This is a genomic window from Denitromonas iodatirespirans (assembly GCF_018524365.1).
Taxonomy (GTDB): domain Bacteria; phylum Pseudomonadota; class Gammaproteobacteria; order Burkholderiales; family Rhodocyclaceae; genus Nitrogeniibacter; species Nitrogeniibacter iodatirespirans.
The window spans coordinates 137792-164055 of sequence record NZ_JAEKFT010000002.1 but is presented as its reverse complement, the minus strand read 5'-3'; the positions used below and the strand labels follow the sequence as shown (position 1 = coordinate 164055).

Below are 26264 nucleotides of genomic sequence, written 5' to 3'. Positions count from 1 at the left end.
CGTGTCGGACGATGGGCCGCGCATGGCCGAAGATGACGGAATGACTACCCGACGCTGGGGATCGATACCCTCGACAATGCGGCCGGGCCGCCCGACATGGGAGATTGATGGGGAAATGAATGACGGGCTATTTTAGCACACGATAGTTTTGTACAAAACAATCGTGTGCCGGTGCCGGGCGTCAGCGAATGGCGATGCGTCCGGCCTTGGCCGGGTCCCGGGCCATGGCGGCGTCGTAGTGGCGGCCGATCGCCTGCAGATCGGCCTCGATGTCGTCGCTGGTCTCGACATAGCCCGAGATGCCCACGCAGCGGCGCGACCAGTCGATGTAGCCGAGCGCGATCGGCACCCCGGCCGCACGGGCAATGCGATGAAAGCCGCTCTTCCACCCCGGCACATAGCCGCGCGTGCCTTCCGGGGCGATCACGATCAAGGCATGCTCGGCCGCACGGCAGAAGGCCGCGGTGTCGTCGATGAAGGCGCCGGGGCGTGCCCGGTCGATGGGAATGCCGCCCAGCCGGCGAAACAAGCCGCCGAAGGGCGCGCGGAAGATGGTGTGCTTGCCGATCCAGCGAAACGGCCAGCCGCAGGCGAAGCGCCCGAGCAGGCCGAGGATGAAATCCCAGTTGGAGGTGTGCGGATAGACCACCACGACCATCTTCGGCCCGGGCGGCGGCGCCATGTCGACACGCCAGCCGAGGCATTTGAGCAGGAACGCGGCCCAGCGCCGCGGCGATACCGGAAAGGGAAGCGGTGACGTCAAGACCAGGCCCGGAGTCTGAAAGACGGGGCATTGTGGCGCAAAAAGGCGGGCATTTCCCGACGCACCGCATCATCGGCACCCGCCGGCCATGCCATCGGCGTGGGAGCGCATCGCCGCCACGACGGCGGCATCATCGCGCCGTCATGACGGTGATGCTTCAGCGGCGCTCAGTCGGCGGCCGCACTCGACGAATCGGGGGTGCGCGGATCCATTTCCATGGCCATCGCCGAGGTGCGGTTCACCGGCAGGAACGCGGTCCGGTCGGCTTCGGGCACCGGCGCATCGCGTCGGATGCACCACAGCGTGAACAGCGCCAGCACCACCAACATGCCCACCAGCACCAGCGGAAAGCTGCGCGCGCCGAGCGCCGACATCACGCCACCGGCCGCCACCGGACCGATCACCGCGCCGGCACCATGCAGCACCAGCAAGGCCTTGGTGGCCTCCAGCGCTTCGGAGGAATGGAAACGGTCATGGGTCTGCGCCACCGCCAGGCTGTAGAGGGTGAAGGCGAAGCCGCCGAAGAAGCCGGCGCAGGCCACCAGGGCCAGGGTCGAGGTCTGGCCGACGATGAACATGCCGAGCGCGCTGAGCGCCGCCAGCAGGCACACGCCGGTGAGCACCACGCGGCGGTCGCGCCGCTCGGCGGCATAGCCGACCGGCCACTGCATGAAGGCGCCGCCGAAGATCGCCGCGGCGGTGAAAATCGCCACATGGAAGTCGTCCAGCTGCTGTGCCGCGGCAAAGGGCGCCGACAGCCCCCAGAAGGCCCCCGACACCAGGCCCGACACCAGCCCGCCCATGAAGCCCACCGGCGACACCCGATAGAGCCGGACCAAGGGCAGGCTGGGCGTCTGGATCGGTGTCGGCTGGTCGACCGGTGTCAGGGCGATGGGGATCAGGCCGATGCAGTAGAAGATCGCCACCAGCGCGAAGGAGCCCATGTGCTCGGCGCCATAGATGGCGATCATGAACTGGCCCAGGCCAAGTGCGACGAAGCTGACCATCATGTAGGCGGCGAAGATCTTGCCGCGCTTGTCATGCATCTGCTCGTTGAGCCAGCTCTCGATGACCATGTAGATGGCCACCATGGCCACACCGTGAGCCACGCGCAGCGCCCACCATACCCAGGGATCGACAACCATGCCGTAGAGCAGCGACACGGCGGCCGACAGCGCGGCCATGGCGGTGAAGGCGCGGATATGTCCGATGCGGCGGATCAAGGGCGGGCAGACGAAGGCGCCGACGATGTAGCCGCCGAAAAAGCCCGACATGATCAGGCCGATGGTCAGGCCGGAAAAGCCTTCGACGCTGGCGCGCAGGCCGAGCAGGGTACCGACCAGGCCGGAGCCGGCCAATAGAATGGCCATGCCCAGCAACAGGCTGGAGACGGGGAGAATCACACTGATCATGACGATGTTCTCAGGTTCCGCAGCGTCGACAGGGTCTCACGGATGGCGAGCCTGCCCCGATGCGGGAACCGGCGCCTCGGGTGACGCGGCGCCGGCGGGTAATACGGAAATGGCGGTGTTCGTTTATTCGATGCCCTGGCTGGCGAGGTATTCCTCGTAGGTGCCGCGGTAGTCGATGATGTCGCCGTCCGGGCGCATGTCGATGATGCGCGTGGCCAGCGAGGAGACGAACTCGCGGTCATGCGAGATGAACAGGAAGGTGCCGGTGTACTTCTCCAGCCCGGAGTTGAGCGATTCGATCGATTCCATGTCGAGGTGGTTGGTCGGCTCGTCCATCAGCAGCACGTTCTTGCTCTGCAGCATCAGCTTGCCGAACAGCATGCGGCCCTGTTCGCCGCCGGAGATCACGCGCACCGGCTTCTTCACCTCGTCGCCCGAGAACAGCAACCGGCCGAGGGTGCCGCGGATCAGGGTCTCCATGTCCTCGCCCTCGAAACCGCCGTCGCGCACATGCTCGGAGATCCAGTCGGTCAGCGACACGTCGGAATCGAACTCGGCCGAGTGGTCCTGCGCGTAGTAGCCCAGCTTGGCCTTCTCGGCCCACTTGATGTGGCCCTTCTGCGGCGTCAGTTCGCCCATCAGCAGGCGCATCAGGGTGGTCTTGCCGACGCCGTTCTCGCCGATGATACCGACCTTGTCGCCGGCATCGATGGCGATCGAGAACTTGTCGATCAGCGGCTTCTCCATGCCCTCGTAGGCGAAGGACAGGTTTTCCACCTCCACCGCCTGGCGGTGCAGCTTGTCCTTGGCATCGACCTCGAAGCGGATCCACGGGTATTGGCGGCTGGAGGGTTTCACATCCTCGGGCTTGAGCTTGTCGATCAGCTTCATGCGGCTGGTCGCCTGCTTGGCCTTGGACTTGTTGGCCGAGAAGCGGCGCACGAACTGCTGCAGCTCGGCGATCTTGTCCTTGGCGCGGGCATTGGCCTGGGCCTGGCGCTGACGGGCCAGGGTGGACGCTTCCATGTAGTCGTCGTAGGTGCCCGGGTAGACCTTGATGGTGCCGTAGTCGAGGTCGGCCATGTGGGTGCACACCTGGTTCAGGAAGTGCCGGTCGTGCGAGATGATGACCATGGTCGAATCGCGCTGGTTGAGCGTGTCTTCGAGCCAGCGGATGGTGTTGATGTCGAGGTTGTTGGTCGGTTCATCCAGCAGCAGGATCTCGGGGTTGGCGAACAGCGCCTGACACAGCAGCACACGCAGTTTCCAGCCCGGCGCCACCTGGCTCATCGGGCCGTTGTGCTGTTCGGTGGGAATGCCCACGCCCAGCAGCAGCTCGCCGGCACGCGCCTCGGCGGTGTAGCCGTCGTATTCGGCAAACACGCCTTCGAGCTCGGCGGCGCGCATGTAGTCGTCTTCGGTCGCTTCGGGGTTGGCGTAGATCGCGTCCTTCTCGCTCATGCAGGCCCACATCTCGGTGTGGCCCATCATCACCACGTCCAGCACCCGCTGGTCTTCATAGCCGAACTGATCCTGGCGCAGGTAGGCCATGCGCTCGTTGGCTTCCTTGGTGACGTTGCCGGCCGAGGGCTCCAGCTCGCCGCACAGGATCTTCATGAACGTGGACTTGCCCGCCCCGTTGGCGCCGATCAGGCCGTAGCGGTTGCCGTCGCCGAACTTGACGGAGACGTTGTCGAACAGGGGCTTGGCCCCGAACTGCATGGTGATGTTGTTGGCGATGAGCACTGCGCGAATCCCGAATCCGTAAAAAGCAAAGCGCCGGCAACGGGCCGACGCACAAACGGGCGGAATTCTATCAGAAATTCAATGACATGAACCCGCTTAGCGACGGCCGGGGGCGATCCGCGCACGACCGGCAGCGCCGCCCTTTTTCTTGATCTTGGTCGCAGCCGCCGTTCGGTTGCGGTCGTAGCATCGCGGGTTCATCATCGCGCCTTGCCCATGCCCGCCTTCCTGCGCTCCGCCCTCTTCGCCGTGCTGCTCGCGCTGCTGCCGTCCATCGGCCGGCCGGCGACCCCGCTGCAGCCCTTGATCGACGCCGCGCTGGCCGGCACCGGCATCCTGCGCCTGGCACCGGGCACCTACGCCGGCCCGGTGCGCATCGACGGCCGGCTGATCCTCGACGGCGGCGGACAGGCCGTCATCGAGGGCGACCATCGCAGCTCGGTCATCACCCTCAAGGCCAGCGGCTCGGTGCTGCGCGGCCTGATCGTGCGCGGCAGCGGCGACTCGCACGACCAGATCCACTCCGGCATCTATGTCGAGGGCCACGACAACCGCATCGAAGACAACCGGCTCGACGACGTGCTGTTCGGCATCGTCCTGCAAAAGGCCAACCGCAACCTGGTGCGCGGCAACCAGGTGCGCTCACGCGGCGAGGACACCGCCGACCGCGGCGACGGCCTGCGCCTGTGGTACGCCATGGACAACCGCATCGAAGACAATGTCTTCGAGCACATGCGCGACCTGACCATCACCAACTCGCCGCGCAACCGCATCATCGGCAACACCATCCGCGACAGCCGGCGCGCCATGAACTTCCTGTTCTCGACCCGCAGCCTGGTCGAGGCCAATCTGGCCACCGGCAACGCCACCGGCATCGTGGTGATCAACTCCAACGGCTTCATCCTGCGCAACAACCGCGTGATGCATGCCATGCATGTGTCGGGCGCCGGCATCGCCATCAAGGAGAGCACCGCGGTGCTGGTCGAGGGCAACGAGCTGATCCACTGCGCGGTGGGACTGATGGCCGATTCGTCCTCCGACCCGCTCAGCCGGCTGGTGCTGTCGAACAACCGCCTCGCCCACAACGTCACCGCCATCAACTTTTACGGCGAGCGGGGCGGGCGCATCCTCATCGACAACCGCTTCGAGCACAACCTGTGGCAGGTCACCGCCACCAACGCCGGCCAGCTCGATGCCGAGTACTGGCATGGCAACTACTGGGACGACTACCAGGGCTTCGATCTCGACCAGGACGGCATCGGCGACCAGCCGCACGAACTCTACGTGTTCGCCGACCGCATCTGGATGGAAACGCCCGAGGCGAGCTTCTTTCGCAACTCACCGCTGATGGAGATGGTGGATTTTCTCGAGCGCCTGGCGCCCTTCAGCAATCCGGCGCTGGTGCTGCGCGACCGCGCGCCGGTGATGCATGCCAGCCGCTGGGCGCCGGCCGTGTCCTTCAACCGGCCGGCCGGGCAGATCGGCGCGCCGGCCGACTGAATCCGCTCAGGGTTTGGCCGGCGCCGGCAGCAGCGGCACCGGCATCGGACGGGCGCGGCGTTCTTCGGCCTCCTTGAGGCGCGCCTCCATGGCCTTGATGCGTTCGCCGCGGTCGATACGGTTGGCCCGCGCCTCAAGCTTGCGCGCCGCCTGCAGCTGCACGGTGCGCGCCTCGCGTGCATCATCGAGGCAGGCATTGACCCGGAAGCGGTCATAGCAGGCCGCCTCGGTGTGCTTGAACTCGCGCTCGGCCGCCTTGCGGATCGCCGTGGCCTGCGCGCGCAGGCTGTCGCTGCCTTCGCCATCGTCCACCGCCTCGGCATCCAGCGCCAGCACCCCACCGGCCAGCGACATCAGACAAGCGAACAGCAGCACGGACGGGCGAAGCGGGCGGATCATGGCGTATGGGCGGGCAGGTAGCGAACGAGCCCGTACAATACCGGTTTTTCGCCCCGATTGCCCACGTGATCCAGTTCCGCCAGCTGCGCCTCAACCGGGGCGCCAAAGTCCTCGTCGAAGGCGCCACCGTTCAGCTCCATCCGGGCTGGAAGGTCGGCCTCACCGGCGCCAACGGCTGCGGCAAATCCAGCCTCTTCGCGCTGCTGCGCGGCCAGCTCCACCCCGACCAGGGCGACTGCGAGATCCCGCCCGGCTGGGTGATCGCCCATGTGGCGCAAGAGACCCCAGCGCTGGCACGCAGCGCGCTCGACTACGCCCTCGACGGCGACATCGAGCTACGCCGTGTCGAGGCCGAGCTGGCCGCGGCCGAAGCGGCGCACGAGGGCGAGCGCATCGGCCTGCTACATGGCCGGCTGCAGGAGATCGACGGCTACAGCGCCGCGGCCCGCGCCGCCACACTGCTCGACGGCCTGGGCTTTGCGCGCACCGACCTGGCGCGCCCGGTGTCCGACTTCTCCGGTGGCTGGCGCATGCGCCTCAACCTGGCGCAGGCGCTGATGTGCCGCTCCGACCTGTTGCTGCTCGACGAGCCCACCAACCACCTCGACCTCGACGCCGTGATCTGGCTCGAGCAATGGCTGCGCGACTACCGCGGCACGCTGCTGCTCATCTCCCACGACCGAGTCTTCCTCGACGCCGTGGTCGGCCATATCGCCCACATCGAGCAGCAACAGCTCACGCTCTACAGCGGCGGCTACAGCGAGTTCGAGCGCCAGCGCGCCGAGCGCCTGGCCCAGCAGCAGGCGTTGTTTGAAAAGCAGCAGCGCGAGCGCGCCCATCTGCACAAGTTCGTCGACCGCTTCCGCGCCAAGGCCACCAAGGCGCGCCAGGCGCAAAGCCGCATCAAGGCACTGGAGCGCATGGAGCTGGTCTCGGCCGCGCATGTGGACACCCCCTTCCACTTCGGCTTCCGCCCCGCACCACCGGCGCCCGACCCGCTGCTCGATGTCGAGGACGGCGCGGTCGGCTATGGCGGCACACCGGTACTCGGCGCGCTGAATCTCACCCTGCGCCCCGGCGAGCGCATCGGCCTGCTCGGGCGCAACGGCGCCGGCAAGTCCACCCTCATCAAGCTGCTCGCCGGCCAGCTCGCCCTGCAGGCCGGCCGGCGCACCGACGGCAAGGGCCTGGCCATCGGCTACTTCGCCCAGCACCAGCTCGACACCCTGCGCCTGGACGAATCGCCGCTGCAGCACATGACCCGCCTCGACCCCGCCGCGCGCGAGCAGGATCTGCGCAACTACCTGGGCGGCTTCGACTTCCGCGGCGAGCGCGACGGCGTGGCCAGCGGCGCCAGCGTCACCAGCGCCTGCGGGCCCTTCTCGGGCGGCGAGAAGTCGCGCCTGGCGCTGGCCTTGCTGATCTGGCGCCAGCCCAACCTGCTGCTGCTCGACGAGCCGACCAACCATCTCGACCTGGAAATGCGCCATGCCCTCACCCTGGCGCTGCAGGACTTCGACGGCGGCATGGTGCTGGTCTCGCACGACCGCGCCCTGCTGGCCGCCACCTGCGACCGCTTCGTGCTGGTCGACGGCGGCCGGCTGCAGCCCTTCGATGGCGACCTGGACGACTACCGCGACTGGCTGGCCGCCCAGCGTGCCGCCGAGCAGGCCGCGCTGGCCTGCCCCGACCAGGCCGCCGACAAGGCGGCGCGCAAGGCCGAGCGCGTGCAGTCGGCCGAAGCGCGCAAGGCCCGTCTCGCCGCGCGCCGGCCACTGGTCAAGGAAGCCGAGCAGCTCGAACGCCGGCTCGCCGGCTGGCAGAACGAAAAGTCGCAGCTCGACACACGGCTGACCGACCCCGGCCTCTACACCGGGCAGGACACCGCGCTGCTGCAGGACCTGCTCAAGCGCCAGGCGCGCCTCACGGACGACATCGAGGCCGCCGAGCTGCGCTGGCTGGAAGTGCACGAAGCGCTCGACGCCCTCGGCGAGGACGACTGAGCGCCCCGGTCACAGCGTGTCGGTACCGGCGTCGAGCAGATTGGGCGGGATGCGCACCGCCTCCTGGCGCTCCGGCGCCACGCGCGGCAAGTACAGGGTGAAGCGCGCGCCTTCGCCGGGCGCGGTGTCCAGCGTGATCTGCCCGCCCAGCACCCCGGTGACGAAGTTGTAGGCGATGTATAGCCCCAGCCCGCTGCCGCCCTGGCCGAGGCGGGTGGTGAAGAAGGGGTCGAACACATGCGCAGCCACCTCCGGCCCCATGCCGCACCCGTCATCGGTGAACACCAGCTGCACCGTTTCCGGCGCCTCGACCGAGGCGACCAGCGCCATCCGCCCGTCGGTGGCATCCTCGGCAAAGGCATGCGTCAGCGCATTGGCGACGAAATTGGCCAGCACCTGTTCGAGCGGCCCCGGGTAGCTGTCCATGACGATGCCTTCGGGGATGTCGACCGTCAGCGCCTGCGGCAAGCGGGCCAGCTTGGGCTGGAAGGTGGACAGCGCCTCGTCGACGATCTCGCGCAAGTCGAAGCTGCGCCGCCGCTCGCTGGTCTGGTCCACCGCCACCTGCTTGAAGGTGTTGATCTGCCGCGCGGCGCGGTCGATGTTGCGCTGGAGCAGATCGGCGGCGGTATCGCAGGTGCCCATGAACTCGTCGAAGCGGCGCTGCGTGAGCGCCCCCCCGGCAGCGGCGCGCTGGCATTCGCGCACCTGATCCTGCAGCGCCGAGGCCACCGTCAAGGCATTGCCCAGCGGCGTGTTCAGCTCGTGCGCCACGCCGGCCACCACGGCGCCCAGCGAGGCCATCTTCTCCGACTGCACCAGCTGGCCCATGGCCTGTTCGAGCCGGTCCTTGGCCAGTTGCAACTCCTCGGTGCGCTGCCTCACGCGCTCTTCCAGATGGGTGTTGAGTGCGCGGATCTCGCCCTGGATGCGCTGCCGCTCGGTGACGTCGACCAGACTGCTGAGCAGCAAGCGCCGCTCGTCCAGCACCACCACCCGGCTGGAGATCTCGAAGGTCGCCGGCGAACCGTCGCCGCGGCGCAACCGGGCTTCGAACGCCTCGACCCGGCCGGCGGTGTGCATCACCGTGAGAAAACGCTGGCGCTCCGACACGTCGAACCACAGCCCCAGTTCGAGGGTGTCATGACCGACCGAGCGCGCCGCCGTATACAACAGCTCGCGCTCCCAGGCCGCATTGACGCGCAGGATCTTGCCGTCGGCCAGATCGAGCAAGGCCAGCACCACTGGGTTCTGGTCGAAGATGGTGGCGAACATTTCGCGCCCGGCGGCCAGTTCGGCCTGGGTCTCCTTGATCGCCGTGATGTCCCGCCCCTCGGGGATCAGCAGACTCACCTTGCCGGCATCGTCGAACACCGGCTTGATCGAGAAATCCACATAGTGGACACGGCCATCGGCCGCCGGGTGTTCGGTCTCGAAGCGCACGAAACGCCCCTCGGCGGCGCGCGCAATCGCCTCGGTCAGGCGCTCGCGGCTGCCTGCCACGCCTTTCCACCACGGGGTGTCGACGAAGGGCAGTCCGATCACCTCCTCGGCCCGGATGCCGGCGAAGTCGAGCGCGGTCTGATTGGCCTCCAGCAGGAGGCCCTCGGGCGAGAGCAGGCCGATGAACTGGAAGGTCTGGTTGAAGATGGCCTGGAACTTCTGCTCGCTTTCCGACAGCGCCCGCTCGGCGCGGCGCCGTTCGGTCACGTCCTGCGCCGTGCCGATCAGGCCGGTCGGCTGTCCCGCGGCGTTCCGTTCGACCCGCCCGAGCAGGTGCAGCTCGCGCCAGCCGCCGCCGGGACCCCGCACCTCGCACAACAACTCCAGCGCCGCGTCGTCGTGCAGCGCCGCGCGCAGCGCGCGGATCAGCCGCGGCCGGTCCTTGGCGCGCACCCGCCGCAGCCAGCCGCGCCAGCTCGGCCGCGAACCGCCGACGAAACGCGCCATCTCGGCCGACACCTCGACACCGCCGGCTCCGGCCGCCCAGTGCCAGCTGCCGATATGGGCAATGCGCTGCGCCTCCTCCAGCTCGATGCGCTGCGCTTCGACCAGGCGCTCGGTACGCCGGCGTTCGGTCACGTCCTGCAGGGTTTCGATGGCACCGATCACCCGGCCCTCGGCGTCATGCATCGGCGCGGCCAGAAAATATAGCCAGCGGTCCTGGCCACCGAGGTCCGGAAAAAAGCGCTCGGCCGCCAGCGCGCCGGGCACCGTGTCCACCGCCGCCACCGCCGTGCCGTATTGCGATGCCAGGTCCGACATCGGCCGCAGCCCGGCCACGTAGTGCGCCAGCACCGGGCGCTCCTCACCGTAGAACACCCGGCCCGGCGCGGTGCTGCCGATCATCTCGTCGGCCGAGTGGCCGAGCACCAGTTCGCAGCCGCGGTTCCAGGCCACCACTCGACCGTCCAGATCGATGGCGAACACCGGCACCGGGCTGCCGGCGAGGATCGCCGCCAGCCGCTGCTCACTGGCCTTCAGGGCGACTTCGGCCGCATGGCGTTGGGTGTCGTCACGCGACAGGCCGCGATAGCCGGTGAAGCGCCCCGCCGCATCGAACAGCGGGTAACCACTGACCACGATCCAGCGCTGGCCCCGGCCCGGCACCGGCACGCCGTATTCGAAACCGTAGAACGGCTCGTGCCGCTCGCAACAGGCCCGGTGCGCGGCCATCGCCTCGGGCGACACCTCCAGGTCGGGCAACTCCCAGCGGCATTTGCCGTAGAGCGCGTCGAACACCAGATGGTGGCGCTCCAGCATGTGACCCTCGAAATGCGTGAAGCGGAACTGTGCGTCCTGCTCCCACACCCAGTCGGAGGCAAAACGCGCCAGCGTGGCCTGGCGATCCAGCGCCGCGCGCAGCGCGCGCGCCCGCCATGCCGTCCCGGCCAGCGCCAGCAGCGCCACGACACTCACCCCCGCCAGCCACAACATGTCCGCTCTCCCGCGCGCGCACTCATCCGGTCAACGGCCAGACCCCGAGCGGCTTGGCCCCCTGTTGCATCGCAGCTTGCCAGTGGCATCGGCGCCCACCACAATCGACCCTGCCCGGCGCCCCGGCCACAAGCCCCCGCGCCCGATTCCGGAGATCCCGCATGCCTTCTACCGTGCCGCTCGACCTGAGCGCCCTGCGTGCTGCCCAGGCCCGCATTGCCGACGCCATCATTCGCACCGCCCAGTGGCAGAACGACCCCTTATCCGAAGCGGTCGGCGCGCCGCTGCAACTGAAACTCGAAAACCTGCAGCGTACCGGTTCCTTCAAGCTGCGGGGCGCCACGCACAAGATCGACCGCCTGCTGGCCGGCGAAGAGCGCCCGGCCGGCGTGATCGCCGCCTCGGCCGGCAACCATGCCCAGGGCGTGGCGCGTGCCGCCGCGCTGGCCGGCCTGCGCGCCGTGGTGGTGATGCCCACCACCGCACCGCTGACCAAGATCCAGGCCTGCCGCGCGCTCGGCGCCGAAGTGGTGCTGGAGGGCGACACCCTGGAGCAGGCTGCCGACGAGGCCCGCCGCCGTGCCACCGCCGAGCGTCTGGCCTTTCTCCATCCCTACGACGACTGGGACGTGATCGCCGGCCAGGCCAGCTGCGGGCTGGAGATGCTCGACGACGCGCCTGACATGACGGTGGCCGTGGTGCCGCTGGGCGGCGGCGGGCTGATCGCCGGCATCGCGCTGGCGCTCAAGCTGCAGCGGCCCGACATCCGCATCATCGGTGTGCAGACCGAGGCGGTCGCGCCCTATCGCAATTTCCTGGTCGACGGCACGCTCGAGGCGGTGCCGCCCGGCGCCCACACCATTGCCGACGGCATCAAGGTCAAGCGCCCCGGCGAGCGCAACCGGCAGGTCATCGCCCACTGGGTGGACGAGATCGTGACCGTGGACGACAACGCCATCGCCGAGGCCATCGTCACCCTGGTCGAGCGCACCCGCACCATGGGCGAGGGCGCCGGCGTGGTCGGTCTGGCGGCGCTGATGCAGGGCAAGATCCGCCTGAAGCCCGACGACCGCGCGGTGTGCGTGATCTCCGGCGGCAATGTGGACATGACCCTGGTCGGCCGCTCCATCGACTACGGCCTGGCCTCCAGCGGCCGGCTGATGAGCGTGGCGGTGACCATCTCCGACGCCCCCGGCCAGCTGCTGGCGATGATCCAGCGGGTCGCCGCACTGGGCATCAACATCCGCCATGTGGAACACCGCCGCGGCGAGCTGCATGTGCCGGTCGGCATGACCGAAGTGATCCTGCAGATGGAAACCCGCGACTTCGCGCACCAGCACGAACTGATCGCCGACCTCACCGAGCGTGGCCTGCAGGTGCGCAACCTGCTGCAGCTGTGACATCGCCGCGAGGCCGCGCGCGCGACGCTCAGCGGATCGGCACCGTCACCGGGGCGTCGCCCCAGCCATGCACCGAATCATGGGCCCGCACGCGCACCGTATCGACGCCGGCCGGAATCCGCACCCCGTCGAGCGAACGGGTGAAGGGCTGTTCGGTGTCATGCGGATGCAGCAGCACCCGCCGGCCGAGCACCGTGCCGTCGGGCGCCTGCACTTCCCAGGCATCGGCGTAGTGCTCCCAGCCCGCGTCGGCATGGCGCACCGTCACCGTGAAGCGGCACACGCGCGCCGTGTCGCAGTCGGCCACCGCGTCCACCACCTCGGCCTCGCCGGCCCAGGCGGTCGCGCAGACGCACAGCGCGAGGGCGGCCGGCCAGGCGGTCATCCGGCCGGTGCCTGCTCGGCAAAGCGCGCGGCGAAGGCCGGCGGCACGGTCGTGACCTTGCTGCGGGCGTAGTCGAAGAAGAGGATGCCGGTCTTGCCGCGCGCCACCTCGCGGCCACTGCCGGCCTCGGTCATCTGCCACATCAGGTCGCATCCATACTTGTTGAAATCACAGGCGGCCATGGCCACCCGCATCACTTCGCCGTGGTGCGCCTCCGAGCGGTACTGCAGCGCCGCGTCGGCGACGATGATGCCCACGCCCTCGACGTCCAGTTCGGTATAGCCCATCGATTTGAAAAAGCGCAGTCGCGCCTCGGACACCACCGTCAGCAACATGGCGTTGTCCAGATGGTTGCCGTAGTTGATGTGGCTCAGATACAGCGTGATGTCGGTGGAGAAGTCGAAGCGCTCGGGCAGGTCGATGTGAATGCGGGCCATGGTGCGGTCAGGACGGAAGCAGGGAGCCTCGATTGAACCACACATCCGCCACGCCGATTTGCATCCGGCGCCGCGCCTGACTATCGTCCCGGTTTTCACCACCGGTTGCCGACGTGTCGCACACGGCCCCACCCCTGCGCCGCTTCTGGGATCGCGCCCGCCAGATCGCCCTCTTCGAGGCCGGCGGGCTGCTGCTCATCACCCCGCCCTTCGCCTGGGCCAGCGGCGTGCCGCTCGCCGACTCGCTCGGCCTGCTGGCGCTGATCGCACTCATCGCCGCGCTGTGGAACGCCGCCTACAACATTGGCTTCGACAAGATCGAAGGGCGCCTCACCGGCCGCACCGCCGACCGCCGCCCGTGGCCGCTGCGGGTATTGCATGCCTTCGGCTTCGAGACCGGCCTGCTGATCATGACCCTGCCGGTGGTGATGGCCTGGACCGGCATGGACTGGCTCACCGCGCTGATCGCCGACCTGGCCCTGGCGGTGGCCTACACGGTGTACGCCTTCGTCTTCAATCTGGCCTACGATCGGCTCTTCCCGATCCGCGAGCGCGCCCCCGAATGAGCCCCGAACAGATCCGCGTCCCGCTCGACGACTGCAACACCTTCGGCCTGCCGGCCACCGCCGCGCGCTACCAGCGCATCGACGATGTCGGCAACCTCATCGCGCTGGCCCGCGCCGGCGCGCTGCGCGGCCCGCGCCTGGTGCTCGGCGGCGGCAGCAACCTGGTATTCACCGGCGATGTGGACGCCCTGGTGCTGCATGTGGCGCTGCGCGGCCGCGAACGCCTGACCGACGTAGACGACGCCTGGCGCGTAGCCGCCGCCGGTGGCGAGCCCTGGCATGACTTCGTGCGCTGGACGCTGGACCAAGAGCTGCCCGGGCTGGAGAACCTCTCGCTGATTCCCGGCACCGTCGGCGCCGCGCCGATCCAGAACATCGGCGCCTACGGCCTGGAGATGGCCGAACGCTTCGAGTCGCTCGACGCGGTGGATCTCGACACCGGCGATGTGCGCCAATTCACCGCCGCCGACTGCCGCTTCGGCTACCGCGATAGCGTGTTCAAGCAGGCCGAGGCTGGCCGCTGGCTGATCACCCGCGTGATCTTCCGCCTGCCGCGGCCCTGGCCGCCGCTCACCGGCTATGCCGACCTGCAGCGCCACCTGGCCGAGCAAGGCATCGCCACGCCCACCGCACGGCAGATCTCCGACGCGGTGATCGCCGTGCGCCAGGCCAAACTGCCCGACCCGGCCGTGCTCGGCAATGCCGGCAGCTTCTTCAAGAACCCCATCGTCAGCGCGCCCGAGGCCGAGCGCCTGCTCGCCGCCCACCCCGGCGCACCGCACTACCCGCAGGCCGACGGTCGCATCAAGCTGGCCGCCGGCTGGCTGATCGACCAGTGCGGCTGGAAGGGCCGCCGCCTCGGTCCGGTGGGTTGCCATGCGCGCCAAGCGCTGGTGATCGTCAATCATGGTGGCGCCACCGGCACGGATGTGAAGCGGCTGGCCGAGGCCGTTGCCGCCGATGTGCAGGCCCGTTTCGGCATCGCGCTCGAGGCCGAACCGAGCTTCGTGTAAGGCGGGCTTCAGCCCGCCAGGGTCGGCTGACGCCGACCCCAAGCCCCCTTACGGCGCCATGTCGAACACCAGCAGCTCGGCGCCGTCCCCGTCGCTCAGACGCAGCAGCGTCTCGCCGCTCAATGCCGCGCCATCGCCCTCGGCCAGCCGCTCGCCGTTGAGCGTCACCGACCCGCGCGCCACCTGCACCCAGCCGAGCCGGCCCGGTGCCGGCGTCAGTTCGGCGGTATCGGCGCCATCGAGCGTGGCGGCGTAGAGGTCGACATCCTGGCCGATGCGCACCGAGCCATCGCGTCCGTCGCCGCTGGCGATCAGGCGCAGGCCGTTCTTCACCGGCAAGACATCGATGCGCTGCTGGCCATAGCCCGGCGGCGTGCCGCGCTCGGCCGGCAGAACCCAGATCTGCAGCAGGCGCAGCGGCTCGCTGCTCGACGGGTTGAACTCGCTGTGGCGAATGCCGGTGCCGGCGCGCATGTACTGGATCTCGCCGGGGCGGATGGTCGAGCCGTTGCCCAGGCTGTCCTTGTGCGCCAGCGCGCCGTCGATGACATAGGTGAGGATCTCCATGTCGGCATGCGGATGCGTCGGGAAGCCGCCGCCGGGGGCGATGCGGTCGTCGTTGATCACCCGCAGCGGGCCGAAGCCCATGTGCGCCGGATCGTAGTACTCGCCAAAGGAAAAGGTATGGCGGGCGTTCAGCCAGCCGAAGCGGGCGTGGCCACGGTCGTCGGCCTTGCGGATCGTCATGCTCATGGCAGTTCTCCTGAAGCGGTTGCGATGCATGCATGATGGGGGCGATTAAACGCGAAGACAATCCGCAAGATTGGTGAATGACTGTTCACCATTTCGCAACAATTAGGCCATTCACGCCCCGTTGCCCGCTTGGAGTCACGACCCGAACAGTGGCATCCTCTGGATTTGCCGGTGGCCGCCGCGGCCACCCCGTCCCGAACATCCCACCGGAGCTCACCGTGCCAGGCCTGATACCCGAGATCGACCCCGAGGGGTTGCTGGAATACTCCGTGGTCTATACCGACCGCGCACTCAACCACATGTCCGCCCGCTTCCAGGGCGTGATGCGCGACATCTCGCGCGTGCTCAAGACCGTCTATAGCGCCGAAGCCGTCGCCATCGTCCCCGGCAGCGGCACCTTCGGCATGGAGGCCGTGGCCCGCCAGTTCGCCACCGGCAAGAAGTGCCTGGTGCTCCGCAACGGCTGGTTCAGCTACCGCTGGACGCAGATCTTCGAAATGGGCCACATCCCCGCATCGCACACCGTGCTCAAGGCCCTCCCGGTCGAGCCCGGCCCGCTGGCCGCCTTCGCCCCGGCCCCGATCGACGAAGTGGTCGCCACGATCCGCGCCGAAAAGCCGGCCGTGGTCTTCGCCCCGCACGTGGAAACCGCCTCCGGCATGATGCTGCCCAACGACTACCTGGGCGCCGTGGCCGACGCCGTGCACGAGGTCGGCGGCCTGTTCGTGCTCGACTGCATCGCCTCCGGCACGGTGTGGGTCAACATGGCCGCCACCGGCGTGGACGTGCTGATCAGCGCGCCGCAAAAAGGCTGGAGCGGCTCGCCCTGCTGCGCCATGGTGATGATGAACTCGCGCGCCCTCAGGGTGCTCGACACCACCATCAGCACCAGCTTCGCGGCCGACCTCAAGAAATGGCTGCAGATCATGCAGGCCTACGAGGGCGGCGGCCACGCCTACCACGCCACCATGCCCACCGACGCGCTCACCCGCATGCGCGACATCATGCTCGAGACCGAGGCCTACGGCTTCGACAAGGTGCGCGAGGAGCAACTCGAACTCGGCCGCCAGGCGCGCGCCCTGCTCGAATCGAAGGGTTTCAAGAGCGTCGCCGCACCGGGCTTCCAGGCGCCGGGCGTGGTCGTCAGCTACACCGACGACGCCGAGATCCACAACGGCAAGAAGTTCATCGCCGCCGGCCTGCAAAGCGCCGCCGGCGTGCCGCTGCAATGCGACGAGCCGGCCGACTACTGCAGCTTCCGCATCGGCCTGTTCGGGCTCGACAAGCTGCACAACGTCGAGCGCACCGTCGCACGGCTGGCCGAGGCGCTGGACACGATGGCCTGATCCGCCGCCCACGCCGCCACCGCCAGGCCCCGCGTGTCGGGGCCTGGCGCGTTTACCCCGGCAGCGCGAGCATGGGCCGGGCCAGCAGCCAGTCGGCCAGCTTGCCCAGGCGCGAGACGACGAACAGCACGCCGACCAGCCACAGCAAGGCCGCCCAGGCGGTCAGCGGCAGCCAGCCGGAGAAGAACAGCACGCCCGCGCCGAACAGCGCCAGATAGGCGCGCGGCCAGCCCGACAGCCGCGCATGGGCGAACAGCGCCACCGGGGCGCCGAGCGCGAACGCCGCCGCATAGAAGGCGGCCACGCCCTTGATGAACACCGCAAAAGCGATCCAGCCCCACACGTTCTTCGGCCGCATCAGCGAGAACGGCGACAGGTAGATGCGCTCGGCCAGCTCCGGCAGGCGCAGCGCCAGGTTGTTGGCCGCGACGATCCACGCGAAGCCCAGCGGCAAGGCCATCGCCCAGGCGAAGGGCACGCTTTGCGCCCGGGCGATGAAGGCGGCCACGATGAGGCCGGCCGGCAGCAGCAAGGGGCCCCAGGCCTCGCCCAGCGGCCACACCAGCGCCAGCAAGACCAGGATCAGCAGGCCCACCGTGACGGCCAGCGCCAGCTCGGGCAGCGGCCCGGTCAGGCCGGCGCTGAGGCAGACGTCGGCCGCGGCAAAGGCGGCGGCAGCCAGCGCGACCATCAGCCCGAACACCGTCCAGTAAAGCGATTTACGGTCGCGGACACGCGCCAGCCAGCCGCCCAGCCGACCGGGGCGCAGGCGCGCATGCAGCGCTTCCATCGCCGCGCCGGGCAGGCGCGAGAGCAGCGCGAAACCGGCCCCGCCAGCAGCCAGCAGCAGCGCCGGCAAGGCCCACACGGGGACCACCATCAACCGGCTGTCGGGCCCTTGCAGCAGCGACAGGCCGACCGCCAGCGCCAGCAGAGTCAGGACGAAACTGCGGTCGATGAGCCGCTTGATGCGGCGCCAAGCGATCGCGTCGGCATCGAGCAGGGCCTGGGCGGCAGGCGCACGCGCATCGTCGAACAGCGCCAGCGGGCTGAGCAGCACGCGCAGCCAGAAGCGGACCATGCGGCCGGTGTCATGGCAGCGGGCGGTCTGCAGCAGGTGGGCGTAGCGGGCGCGGACCACCTCGGCACGCGGCGGTGCGGGCACCGGGCGCGCCGCCTGGGCGGCCTCGATCCGCTCGTACAGCCGCAGCGCGGTACGCTCGCCGACGAGGCTTTCGAGGCGGAAGTCTTGCCCCCAGCCGAAGCGCTCGGCCAGCGTGCAGACAAGTTCCGGCGGCGCCTCCGCGTGGGCGAGGACGAACTCGGCCAGGCCGGCGTTGACGGCGTCCTGCTCGGCGAAGGGCAGGGCGTCGAGTTGGGCGCGAAGCTGCGGCATGGCGGCGCCCAGCTCGGCGGCGCCGTGCGTCTCGGCCCAGTCACGCAGGGTGTCGATCACCGCCTCGGCCGTGAGTTCGGGCAGGGTCGGCACGGCCGAGGGGCTGGCGCTGTCGGCCTCGTATTCGGTCACGCGATGGCGCCACCAGCGCGCCGAGACCAGGGGCTCGGCGTCGGCCAGCACCGACATCGCCGCCAGCGGCCGGGCGGCGTCGCGCCCCATCGTCGCGATGCCGGCCGGTACCCAGGCGGCGAGCGGATCGGCGCGCCACCAGCGCGGCGGCGGCTCGGCGACATCGGCGTCGGTCGGTGCCGGCACCTCGTCCGTCGGCGCCTCGTCGTCGGCCGGCTCGACGGCCTCCGGATGCGCCCGGCACCAGCGCGCATAGCCCTGCGCCCAGTCGTAGGCCTCGCGCAGGCGCTGGTAGGCCTCGGCGTCGTCGTCGGGGCGGGTGTGTTTGAGGCGGGCCGCATAGGCGCGCTTGATGGCGACCAGGTCGTCGGTGGGCGCCAGGCCGAGGCAGTGCCAGTAGGCGTTCACAGCAGCCTCAGAGCACGAAGCCGCGGTCGACGCTGTCGAGCGCTTCGGCAAAGTCCTTGCGCGCCTGGCGGATGCGCCGCTCGTCCTGCGAGTCGAGCAGCAGCTCGAAGCGGTTCAGCCATTCGGTGATCTGCTCGCGGGCATGGCCGAGGTGGTCTTCGTAGAGGCGCTTGGCGCGATTGACCAGGTAGAGGTTTTCCTGCTGGTCGCGCGGGTGGATCTTGAGCGCATCGAGCTTGGCCAGCGCAGCCTTGACCGCCTCGTCGCTCATCACGTTGCCGGACTGGCGGATCACCGTGCCGATCTTCTCACCGCTGATCTGGTCGGTGACTTCGATATCGAGCAGGCCGTTCACGTCGTAGGTGAAGCGCACGTCCACGTTCGCCTCGCCGGCCGGCAGCGGCTTGACCTTCATCTCCAACTCGCCGAGCTTGAGGTTGTCGGTGCCCACCGGCGATTCGCCCTGGCGAATGTCGAGCAGGATGGCGCTCTGCTGGTCGGTGACGGTGCAGTAGTTGCCGACGCGCGAGACGGGCACCGGGGTGTTGCGCTCGATCAGCGGCGAGAAGCGGTTGCCGATGCGCCGGCCGTCGACCTCCTGGCTGATCACGATGCCCAGCGAGAAGGGCATCACGTCGGTGAGCACCACTTCGTCGAGCGCGGCGTCACGGGCCTTGAGCGCGGCCTGGATGGCGGCGCCGCGGGCAATGGTTTCGTCGGGGTTGATGTGCCGCAGCGGCAGGCGGCCGAACAGCCGAGTCACCATCTGGCGCACCACCGGCATGCGGCTGGCGCCGCCGACCAGCACCACCTCGTCGAGCGCGGCGGCATCGATCTGCGCATCGCGCAGCGCCCGCTCGATGGGGTGGCGCAGGCGCTGCAGCAGCTCGGCGCAGGCGGTCTCGAAATCGCTGCGGGAGAAGGTGTGCTCGTGGGTCTGGCCGCCGTCGTTGAGGCGCATCAGCACCTGTTCGTGCTCGCCCAGGTCGCGTTTGGCCTGCTCGGCGATGCGCCACAGCACCTTGCTGTGCTCGATGCGCTGGCGGTCATGCTCGCTGAGCGCGGTGCAGCGCGCCAGGAACAGGCGGATCAGCGCCTGCACGAAATCTTCGCCGCCCAGGCGGGTGTCACCGGCGCTGGCGCGCACCTCGACCACGCCCTCGAAGTATTCGAGCACCGAGACATCGAAGGTGCCGCCGCCCAGGTCGAAGACCAGGAAGGTGCTCATCTCGCGGCGCTCGGCCAGGCCATAGGCCAGCCCGGCGGCGGTCGGCTCGTTGAGCAGGCGCTCGACCTTGAGCCCGGCCAGCTCGGCGGCGGTCTTGGTGGCCTTGCGCTGGGCTTCGTTGAAGTAGGCCGGCACGCTGATCACCGCCTCGCTCACCGGCGCGCCGAGAAAGGCTTCGGCGTCTTGCTTGAGCGCGCCGAGCACCAGCGCCGACAGCTCTTCGGCGCGGAACAGCTTGCGGCCGAGGCGGATCACCTTGTCCGAGCCCATCCAGCGCTTGAAGGCGGTGGCGGTGTGCTCCGGGTGGGTGCTCAGGCGCTCGCGTGCAGGCAGGCCCACCAGCACGTCGCCGTTGGGGTCCACGCTCACCGCCGAGGGCGTCAGCAGATGGCCCAGCGCGTTGGGGATCAGCGTCACCTCGCCATCGCGAAACACCCCGACCAGACTGTTGGTGGTCCCCAGATCGATCCCGATCAGCATTGCCTGTCGCCCCTCGCGCCCGGCCGGCCGGGCGCTAGCTGTTCATCATGAAGGCGAAAGTTTAGCCGCAGTGCGCGACGGAACCAACGGTGGCGGCAGCATCGGCGCGCCATCCGCCAAACGGACCAGTCCTGGCGCCCGAGACGGGCCATCGCCTGTCATCGACGGGGCTTAACGTAGGCACGCCGGACGCTTCCCCCTGCGCCCCCCAAACTCATTTGCCGAGGACCTCGCCATGCGCGTGAAACACCTGCTCGCCACCGCCGTCGCCGCCGCCTTCGTGCCGACGGCGGCCTTTGCTGCCACCTGCACCAGCCCCGACCCGGCCGCCAACGTCACCTTCGGCACCGTCGATAGCGGTGTGCCCAACCGCGCCCTCGCGGGCTGCACCCTCGACGACCGCTTCGACGATGAACAGGCCTGGGGCAATACCTCGAGCTTTCTCGCCCATGTGTCGCGGGTGAGCTTCGAGCTGATGCGCGAGCGCCAGATTTCGGCGCGCGAGCGCATCCAGTTGATCGCCGCCGCCAAGGCCTCGGACATCGGTCGCACGCTGACGGTCAAGCTGATCGGCTTCAACGACTTCCACGGCACCATCAAGGCCGGCGAGGGTTCGAGCAGCAACCCCGGCGTGGCCCGCTTCGCCACCCGCATCGATGCGCTGCGCGCGCAGAACCCGCTCAACGCGGTGGTCTCGGCCGGCGACATGATCGGCGCCAGCCCGCTGACCTCGGCGTTGTTCAAAGACGAGCCGACCATCGAGGCGATGAACCGCATCGGCATCGACTTCAACGCTGTCGGCAACCATGAGTTCGACGAAGGCAAGACCGAGCTCCACCGCATGCAGCATGGCGGCAACCACCCCAGCGACGCGTTCTCCGGCCTCGGCCTGCCGCAGGATGTGCGCGGCGACGGCCAGTTCGCCGGCGCGGCCTTCGGCTTTCTCGCCGCCAACGTGCACGACACCACCACCGGCCAGACCGTGCTGCCGGCCTATGGCGTGAAGGACTTCCTCGGCAACAAGGTGGCGTTCGTCGGCATGACGCTCAAGGGCACGCCGACCATCGTCTCGCCCGCCGGCGTGGCCGGGCTGCAGTTCGGCGACGAGGCCGACACGGTCAATGCGCTGGTGCCCCAGCTCAAGGCCAAGGGCATCGAGAGCATCGTGGTGCTGATCCATGAAGGCGGCTTCGCGGCCGGCGGCGACAACGGCTGCGACGGCGTCTCCGGGCCGATCGTCGATATCGTCAACCGGCTCGATGCGGCGGTCGACCTGGTCATCTCCGGCCACACCCACCGCGCCTACAACTGCCTCATCCCCAACAAAGCCGGCCAGCCGGTGCGCGTGACCTCCGCCGGTCAGTACGCCCGCATGCTGACCGACATCGACCTGACCATCGACACCCAAACGCGTGACGTCATCTCGGTGGCCGCCACCAACGTCGCCACCGGCACCGGCAACACCACCGCCGAAGCCCCCTACATGACCGACCTGGTCGCCCACTACGACGCGCTCTCCGCCGTACCCAAATCGCGCGTGATCGGCACCATCACCGAGGCCATCAGCCGCAGCCAGAATGCCGCCGGCGAGTCGGCGCTGGGCGACGTGATCGCCGACGCCCAGCTCGACGCCACCGACGACGCCGGCTTCGGCGAGGCCGTGGTGGCCTTCATGAACCCGGGCGGCATCCGCGCCGACCTGCCCTTCAACGCCCCCGACGGCAAGGTCACCTTCGGCGACGCCTTCACCGTGCAGCCCTTCGGCAACTCGCTGGTGACCATGACGCTCAACGGCGCGCAGCTCAAGACCCTGCTCGAAACCCAGTTCGCCGGCTGCAACGGCCAGAGCAGCACCCGCATGCTGCAAGTGTCCGCCGGCTTCGCCTATAGCTACTCGGCCGGCGCCACCTGCAACGCCCGCATCACGGCGATGACCCTCGGCGGCGTGCCGGTCGACCCGAGCGCCGCCTACCGCGTCACGGTCAACAGCTTCCTGGCCGACGGCGGCGACGCCTTCGCGGTGCTCACCGAAGGCACCAGCCGCCTCGGCGGCGCGGTGGACCTCGACGCCTTCGAAGCCTACCTGCAGGCCAACCCGGCCGGCGTCGCCCCGGGCCCGCAGAACCGCATCACCCGCCTGCCCTGAGCGTGACGGACACCCAAGGAGCCTGACCCATGTTCCACAAGACCCTGTTCATCGCCGCACTCGCCCTCGCGGCCACCGCCCCGGCCCAGGCCGCCCGCTGGTCGCTGGTCGATGCCGGCACCGGCTTCGGTTTCAGCAGCCTGAGCGCCAACATCGGCGGCGACATCGTCGCGGCCGATGGCTTCACCGACCTCGACGCCGGGCCCGGCTACGCCAGCCTCACCGGTGCCGACCTCGGCAGCCTCACGCTGCCCGGCGGCGCGGCCGACACCGGCTATGCCCACACGTTGCTCGTCGATACCCTGGGCGACAGCGCCACCACCGCGCTCTACCTCGGCACCGCCCACTCGCTGGGCTTTGCCGCCAGCGCCGACGGCACCGTGGGCGATTACTTCGCCACCCAGGACGTGGCCGTGTCCGGACTGCAGCTACGCATCGTGGGCGATGCCGGCGAGGCCGACGGCACACCGGTCAATGTCAGCCTCAGCGGCATGGCCGACGTGCTGCTCGACCGCGGCCTGAGCGCCGACCATCTGATCGGCCTCGATCTCGACATCCGCCAGGCCGGCCACCCCGACGCCCTGCTGTCGCTGTCGTGGTCGGGCGATGCCAGCGCGCCGGTGGGGCTCAGCTTTGCCTCGGCCGTCGGCCAGGTGCTCGACCTCACGCTGTCGCTGCATCTCGAAACCACCCAGACCGGCAGCGCCCAGGCCTACACCGCCGGCGAGCCGTGGCTGACCGGCGCCGCGGCGCAGTTCGACGGCCTGCTCACGGTCAGCGCCGTGCCGGAGCCCGAGTCCTACGCCATGCTGCTGGCCGGCCTCGGTCTGGTGGGGCTGATCGCCCGCCGTCGCCGCTGAAGCACGGCGGTCCACGCAAAACGGCCCGACCACCGGCACAACCGGTGTCCGGGCCGTCTGCTTTGGCTCGCCTTACTCGGCCTGCAACACCCCGCGACGCAGCTGGTCGCGCTCCATCGATTCGAACAGCGCCTTGAAGTTGCCCTCGCCGAAGCCGTCGTCGCCCTTGCGCTGGATGAACTCGAAGAACACCGGCCCGAGCAGGCACTCGGAGAAGATCTGCAGCAACAGGCGCGGCTGGCCGCCCTCGGTCGAGCCGTCGAGCAGGATGCCGCGGCTTTGCAGCGCCTCGGCCGACTCGCCGTGGCCCGGCACCCGCTCGTCGAGCATCTCGTAATAGGTGGCCGGCGGCGCCGTCATCAGCGGCACGCCGGCAGCGCGCAGGCGGTCCACCGTGGCCGGCAGGTCGTCCGACAGCAAGGCCACATGCTGGATGCCCTCGCCGTTGAACTTCATCAGGAACTCCTCGATCTGCCCGCTGCCCTTGGACGACTCCTCGTTGAGCGGGATGCGGATCTTGCCGTCCGGCGCGGTCATCGCCTTGGAGGTGAGGCCGGTGTACTCGCCCTTGATGTCGAAGTAGCGGATCTCGCGGAAGTTGAAGATGCGTTCGTAGAACGCCGCCCAGTGGTTCATGCGGCCGCGGTACACGTTGTGCGTGAGGTGGTCGACCAACTTCAGCCCGTGGCCCACCGGCCGGCGCTCGACGCCCTCGATGAAGTGGAAGTCGATGTCGTAGATCGAGGCGCCGTCTTCGAAGCGGTCGATCAGGTACAAGGGCGCGCCGCCGATGCCGCGGATCGCCGGCAGGCGCAGCTCCATCGGCCCGGTGGGGATGTCCACCGGCTGCGCGCCCAGTTCCATCGCGCGCGTGTAGGCGGCGTGCGCATCGCGCACCCGGAAGGCCAGCCCGCAGGCCGAGGGCCCATGCTCGGCGGCAAAGTACGAGGCCACGCTGCGCGGCTCGCTGTTGATGATGAAGTTGATCTCGCCCTGGCGGTAGAGCGCCACCTGCTTGGAGCGGTGGGTCGCCACCTTGGTGAAGCCCAGCTGCTCGAACAGCGGCTCGAGCACGTTCGGGGTGGGCGAGGCGAACTCGACGAACTCGAAGCCCATCAAGCCCATCGGATTGTCGAAAAGGTCAGCCATGTCAAAAACTCCTGATAGATCCGGGGACCGCGCATGCGGTGATAAGGGGTTGGATCGATCAGGCCGCCGGAGGTGCCCCCGGCAGGCCGCGCACGCTGCGCGCCAGGTGCTCGCCCCGGCACAAGGCGGTGCGCCGTTGCGAGGCGCCGGCCGAGCCACGCAGGCGGGCGGTGAGGGTCAGCACGCAGGACAGCAGGCGCGACGCACAGCAGCCGCAACGGCATTGACCGGGCCGGCAGACGCGCGAACGCGACACCGGCGCGCCGGCCGGTGGCGGGGTGGGCACTGCATGGGGCGCGATGGCCATGTCTCCTCCTGTGGGGTGTTCTGCTCTTGCGGCAGATGCTCACAGTGTATGGCGCACGCCACGCAATGTTCTGCCAATCTGGCGGGCAGAATACGGCGATCCGCGTCTCTGCGCCCGCCAGAGCACCCTCGGCACGCCATCCAATGGCGCAGGCGGGATACGCGGCGCTAACCGGCGTCGAGAAGATTGCGCCGCACGCGGTCGAGCAGGGCCAGCAGCCTGCGCGCCTCCGCATCGTCCAGCCCCGCCACGGCGCGCACCGCCAGCGCGTGGCTTTGCGCCTCCAGCAGCGCGTGAACCCGCGCGCCCGCGGCGGTCACCCGCACGCGGGAGGTGCGCCGATCCTTCGGGTCGGCCTCGGCCTCGAGCAGCGCCTTGGTGCGCAAACCGGCGATCAGACGGGCGATCTGGGCCTTGTCGCGCGAGGCATGGAGCACCAGGTCGCTCAGCGTCGCGCCCGGATGACGGGCGAAGTAGGCAAGCACCTTGAACTCCATGTGGGAGAGCTCATGCGGCGTCTCGCGCAAGACCCGGTACTGCATCGCGCGAAACAGGTGCATGACCTCATGGACGGCATCCATCACGTGATCGGGGGACGGTTCGACAGGAGAATTGGTTGACATTATCAATTACATCGCAGATATTGCTTGACATTATCAACAAAAAGGCCTTGCCATGCACCCCCAATCCCCATCGGCCTCGTCCGCGCCACCCCGACGCATCCAGCGCATCCGTCACGAACTGCGTTTCCGTGAGGTCGTCGTCGACCGCGTCGAACGACCGACCCCCGGCTTCGCCCGCGTGACCTTCTCGGGCACGTCGCTGGCGGACTTTCGCTCCGACGGCTTCGACGACCATGTGAAGTTCGTCTTTGACGACGAAGACGGCACCCGTGTGCGGCGCGACTACACCCCGCGCCACTACGATGCCGCGCGCGGCGAACTGACCCTCGAATTCGCCCTGCACGACGACGGCCCGGCCGGCCGCTGGGCCCGCCGCGCGCAGGCCGGCCAGACGGTGACCATCGCCGGTCCCAAGGGCTCGATGTGCGTGCCCACCGACTACGACTGGCACCTGCTGGTCGGCGACGCCAGCGCCCTGCCGGCCATCCACCGGCGCATCGAGGAGATGCCCGCGCACAGCCGGGTGCTCGCCGTGATCCAGGCCCCGACCGCCGACCGCCGCCACCTCCACAGCGCCGCTGCGCTGACGCTGCTATGGGTTGCCGACGCCGACGCCCTCATCGACGCCGTGCAAGCCCTCGCCCGGCCCGAAGGCGACGGCTTCGCCTGGGGCGCCGGCGAAGCGTCCGCCATGGCCCGGCTGCGCGACGTGCTCACCCGGCAATGGCAACTGCCGCGCGAAGCCATGCGGGTGTCGTCCTACTGGCGGATCGGCCAGGCCGACTTCAGCGAAAAGGCGTAGGGCCGCCGCGGCAGCCCCCGCGAAGGGCACACGATTTGATAAGCTCGGCAGCACTGCGCCCTGGCGCATGCCG

General features: G+C 69.2%; 22 protein-coding genes. 9 read left to right on the top strand and 13 right to left on the bottom strand.

Annotation, left to right across the window (positions count from 1 at the left end):
* Positions 1-181: 181 nt before the first annotated feature.
* From I8J34_RS02360 to I8J34_RS02350, 3 genes are all read right to left on the bottom strand, one after another.
* Positions 182-763, bottom strand: a complete 582-nt coding sequence (locus I8J34_RS02360; RefSeq protein ID WP_230411674.1) for a 1-acyl-sn-glycerol-3-phosphate acyltransferase — start codon at positions 761-763, stop codon at positions 182-184.
* A 167-nt stretch (positions 764-930) separates the two neighbouring features.
* Positions 931-2175 carry an MFS transporter gene (locus I8J34_RS02355; protein ID WP_214359765.1) on the bottom strand — a complete coding sequence of 415 codons (1245 nt, stop codon included), beginning with the start codon at positions 2173-2175 and terminating at the stop codon, positions 931-933.
* Positions 2176-2298: 123 nt separating this feature from the next.
* Positions 2299-3921 (bottom strand): ABC-F family ATPase, encoded by a 1623-nt coding sequence (locus tag I8J34_RS02350; RefSeq protein ID WP_214359764.1) that lies wholly within the window; start codon positions 3919-3921, stop codon positions 2299-2301.
* A 216-nt stretch (positions 3922-4137) separates the two neighbouring features.
* Between I8J34_RS02350 and nosD the strand changes: the two genes are divergently transcribed.
* On the top strand, positions 4138-5421 hold the full coding sequence (nosD, locus tag I8J34_RS02345) for a nitrous oxide reductase family maturation protein NosD (protein WP_214359763.1): 1284 nt from the start codon (positions 4138-4140) through the stop codon (positions 5419-5421).
* 6 nt (positions 5422-5427) lie between these two features.
* On the opposite strand, the gene I8J34_RS02340 is transcribed toward nosD, so the two are convergent.
* A complete protein-coding gene (locus I8J34_RS02340; protein WP_214359762.1) occupies positions 5428-5820 on the bottom strand; it encodes a hypothetical protein in 393 nt (130 codons plus the stop codon).
* Between the two features lie 65 nt (positions 5821-5885).
* On the opposite strand from I8J34_RS02340, the gene I8J34_RS02335 reads away from it, so the two are divergent.
* The gene (locus I8J34_RS02335; protein ID WP_214359761.1) at positions 5886-7823 is read left to right on the top strand and encodes an ATP-binding cassette domain-containing protein; all 1938 of its coding nucleotides are present in this window, start codon (positions 5886-5888) and stop codon (positions 7821-7823) included.
* A 9-nt stretch (positions 7824-7832) separates the two neighbouring features.
* On the opposite strand, the gene I8J34_RS02330 is transcribed toward I8J34_RS02335, so the two are convergent.
* Entirely contained in the window at positions 7833-10760 is a 2928-nt protein-coding gene (locus I8J34_RS02330) for a PAS domain-containing protein (protein ID WP_214359760.1), read from the bottom strand.
* Positions 10761-10921: 161 nt separating this feature from the next.
* Between I8J34_RS02330 and ilvA the strand changes: the two genes are divergently transcribed.
* The gene (gene ilvA / locus I8J34_RS02325) at positions 10922-12160 is read left to right on the top strand and encodes a threonine ammonia-lyase (protein WP_214359759.1); all 1239 of its coding nucleotides are present in this window, start codon (positions 10922-10924) and stop codon (positions 12158-12160) included.
* 28 nt (positions 12161-12188) lie between these two features.
* On the opposite strand, the gene I8J34_RS02320 is transcribed toward ilvA, so the two are convergent.
* Together I8J34_RS02320 and I8J34_RS02315 are read right to left on the bottom strand one after the other, a co-directional pair.
* The gene (locus tag I8J34_RS02320) at positions 12189-12545 is read right to left on the bottom strand and encodes a hypothetical protein (RefSeq protein ID WP_214359758.1); all 357 of its coding nucleotides are present in this window, start codon (positions 12543-12545) and stop codon (positions 12189-12191) included.
* Positions 12542-12982 (bottom strand): acyl-CoA thioesterase, encoded by a 441-nt coding sequence (locus I8J34_RS02315; protein WP_214359757.1) that lies wholly within the window; start codon positions 12980-12982, stop codon positions 12542-12544. The genes I8J34_RS02320 and I8J34_RS02315 overlap by 4 nt, the downstream gene beginning before the upstream one ends.
* A gap of 113 nt (positions 12983-13095) precedes the next feature.
* Between I8J34_RS02315 and I8J34_RS02310 the strand changes: the two genes are divergently transcribed.
* Complete coding sequence (locus I8J34_RS02310; RefSeq protein ID WP_214359756.1) at positions 13096-13548, top strand: PACE efflux transporter; 453 nt, start codon at positions 13096-13098, stop codon at positions 13546-13548.
* Positions 13545-14561 (top strand): UDP-N-acetylmuramate dehydrogenase, encoded by a 1017-nt coding sequence (gene murB, locus I8J34_RS02305; RefSeq protein ID WP_214359755.1) that lies wholly within the window; start codon positions 13545-13547, stop codon positions 14559-14561. Before I8J34_RS02310 ends, murB begins: the two co-directional genes overlap by 4 nt.
* A 48-nt stretch (positions 14562-14609) precedes the next feature.
* Here the strand turns inward: murB and I8J34_RS02300 are convergent, their stop codons facing one another.
* Entirely contained in the window at positions 14610-15314 is a 705-nt protein-coding gene (locus tag I8J34_RS02300; RefSeq protein ID WP_230411673.1) for a pirin family protein, read from the bottom strand.
* A 218-nt stretch (positions 15315-15532) separates the two neighbouring features.
* Between I8J34_RS02300 and I8J34_RS02295 the strand changes: the two genes are divergently transcribed.
* Positions 15533-16660, top strand: a complete 1128-nt coding sequence (locus tag I8J34_RS02295) for an aminotransferase class V-fold PLP-dependent enzyme (RefSeq protein ID WP_214359754.1) — start codon at positions 15533-15535, stop codon at positions 16658-16660.
* Positions 16661-16712: 52 nt separating this feature from the next.
* Here the strand turns inward: I8J34_RS02295 and I8J34_RS02290 are convergent, their stop codons facing one another.
* Together I8J34_RS02290 and I8J34_RS02285 are read right to left on the bottom strand one after the other, a co-directional pair.
* The gene (locus I8J34_RS02290; RefSeq protein WP_214359753.1) at positions 16713-18596 is read right to left on the bottom strand and encodes a J domain-containing protein; all 1884 of its coding nucleotides are present in this window, start codon (positions 18594-18596) and stop codon (positions 16713-16715) included.
* Between the two features lie 7 nt (positions 18597-18603).
* The gene (locus I8J34_RS02285) at positions 18604-20304 is read right to left on the bottom strand and encodes a molecular chaperone HscC (protein ID WP_214359752.1); all 1701 of its coding nucleotides are present in this window, start codon (positions 20302-20304) and stop codon (positions 18604-18606) included.
* A 235-nt stretch (positions 20305-20539) separates the two neighbouring features.
* Between I8J34_RS02285 and I8J34_RS02280 the strand changes: the two genes are divergently transcribed.
* Positions 20540-22450, top strand: a complete 1911-nt coding sequence (locus I8J34_RS02280) for a bifunctional metallophosphatase/5'-nucleotidase (protein ID WP_214359751.1) — start codon at positions 20540-20542, stop codon at positions 22448-22450.
* A gap of 29 nt (positions 22451-22479) precedes the next feature.
* Complete coding sequence (locus I8J34_RS02275; protein WP_214359750.1) at positions 22480-23310, top strand: FxDxF family PEP-CTERM protein; 831 nt, start codon at positions 22480-22482, stop codon at positions 23308-23310.
* Between the two features lie 72 nt (positions 23311-23382).
* On the opposite strand, the gene hppD is transcribed toward I8J34_RS02275, so the two are convergent.
* The 3 genes from hppD to I8J34_RS02260 all read right to left on the bottom strand — a co-directional run bounded on the left by hppD (position 23383) and on the right by I8J34_RS02260 (position 25347).
* Positions 23383-24459 (bottom strand): 4-hydroxyphenylpyruvate dioxygenase, encoded by a 1077-nt coding sequence (hppD, locus tag I8J34_RS02270; protein WP_214359749.1) that lies wholly within the window; start codon positions 24457-24459, stop codon positions 23383-23385.
* A gap of 58 nt (positions 24460-24517) precedes the next feature.
* Positions 24518-24766 carry a hypothetical protein gene (locus I8J34_RS02265; protein ID WP_214359748.1) on the bottom strand — a complete coding sequence of 83 codons (249 nt, stop codon included), beginning with the start codon at positions 24764-24766 and terminating at the stop codon, positions 24518-24520.
* Positions 24767-24933: 167 nt separating this feature from the next.
* Positions 24934-25347, bottom strand: a complete 414-nt coding sequence (locus tag I8J34_RS02260) for a MarR family winged helix-turn-helix transcriptional regulator (protein WP_214359747.1) — start codon at positions 25345-25347, stop codon at positions 24934-24936.
* Between the two features lie 94 nt (positions 25348-25441).
* Here I8J34_RS02260 and I8J34_RS02255 point away from each other — a divergent pair, with 94 nt between their 5' ends.
* A complete protein-coding gene (locus I8J34_RS02255) occupies positions 25442-26191 on the top strand; it encodes a siderophore-interacting protein (RefSeq protein WP_214359746.1) in 750 nt (249 codons plus the stop codon).
* Positions 26192-26264: the final 73 nt, after the last annotated feature.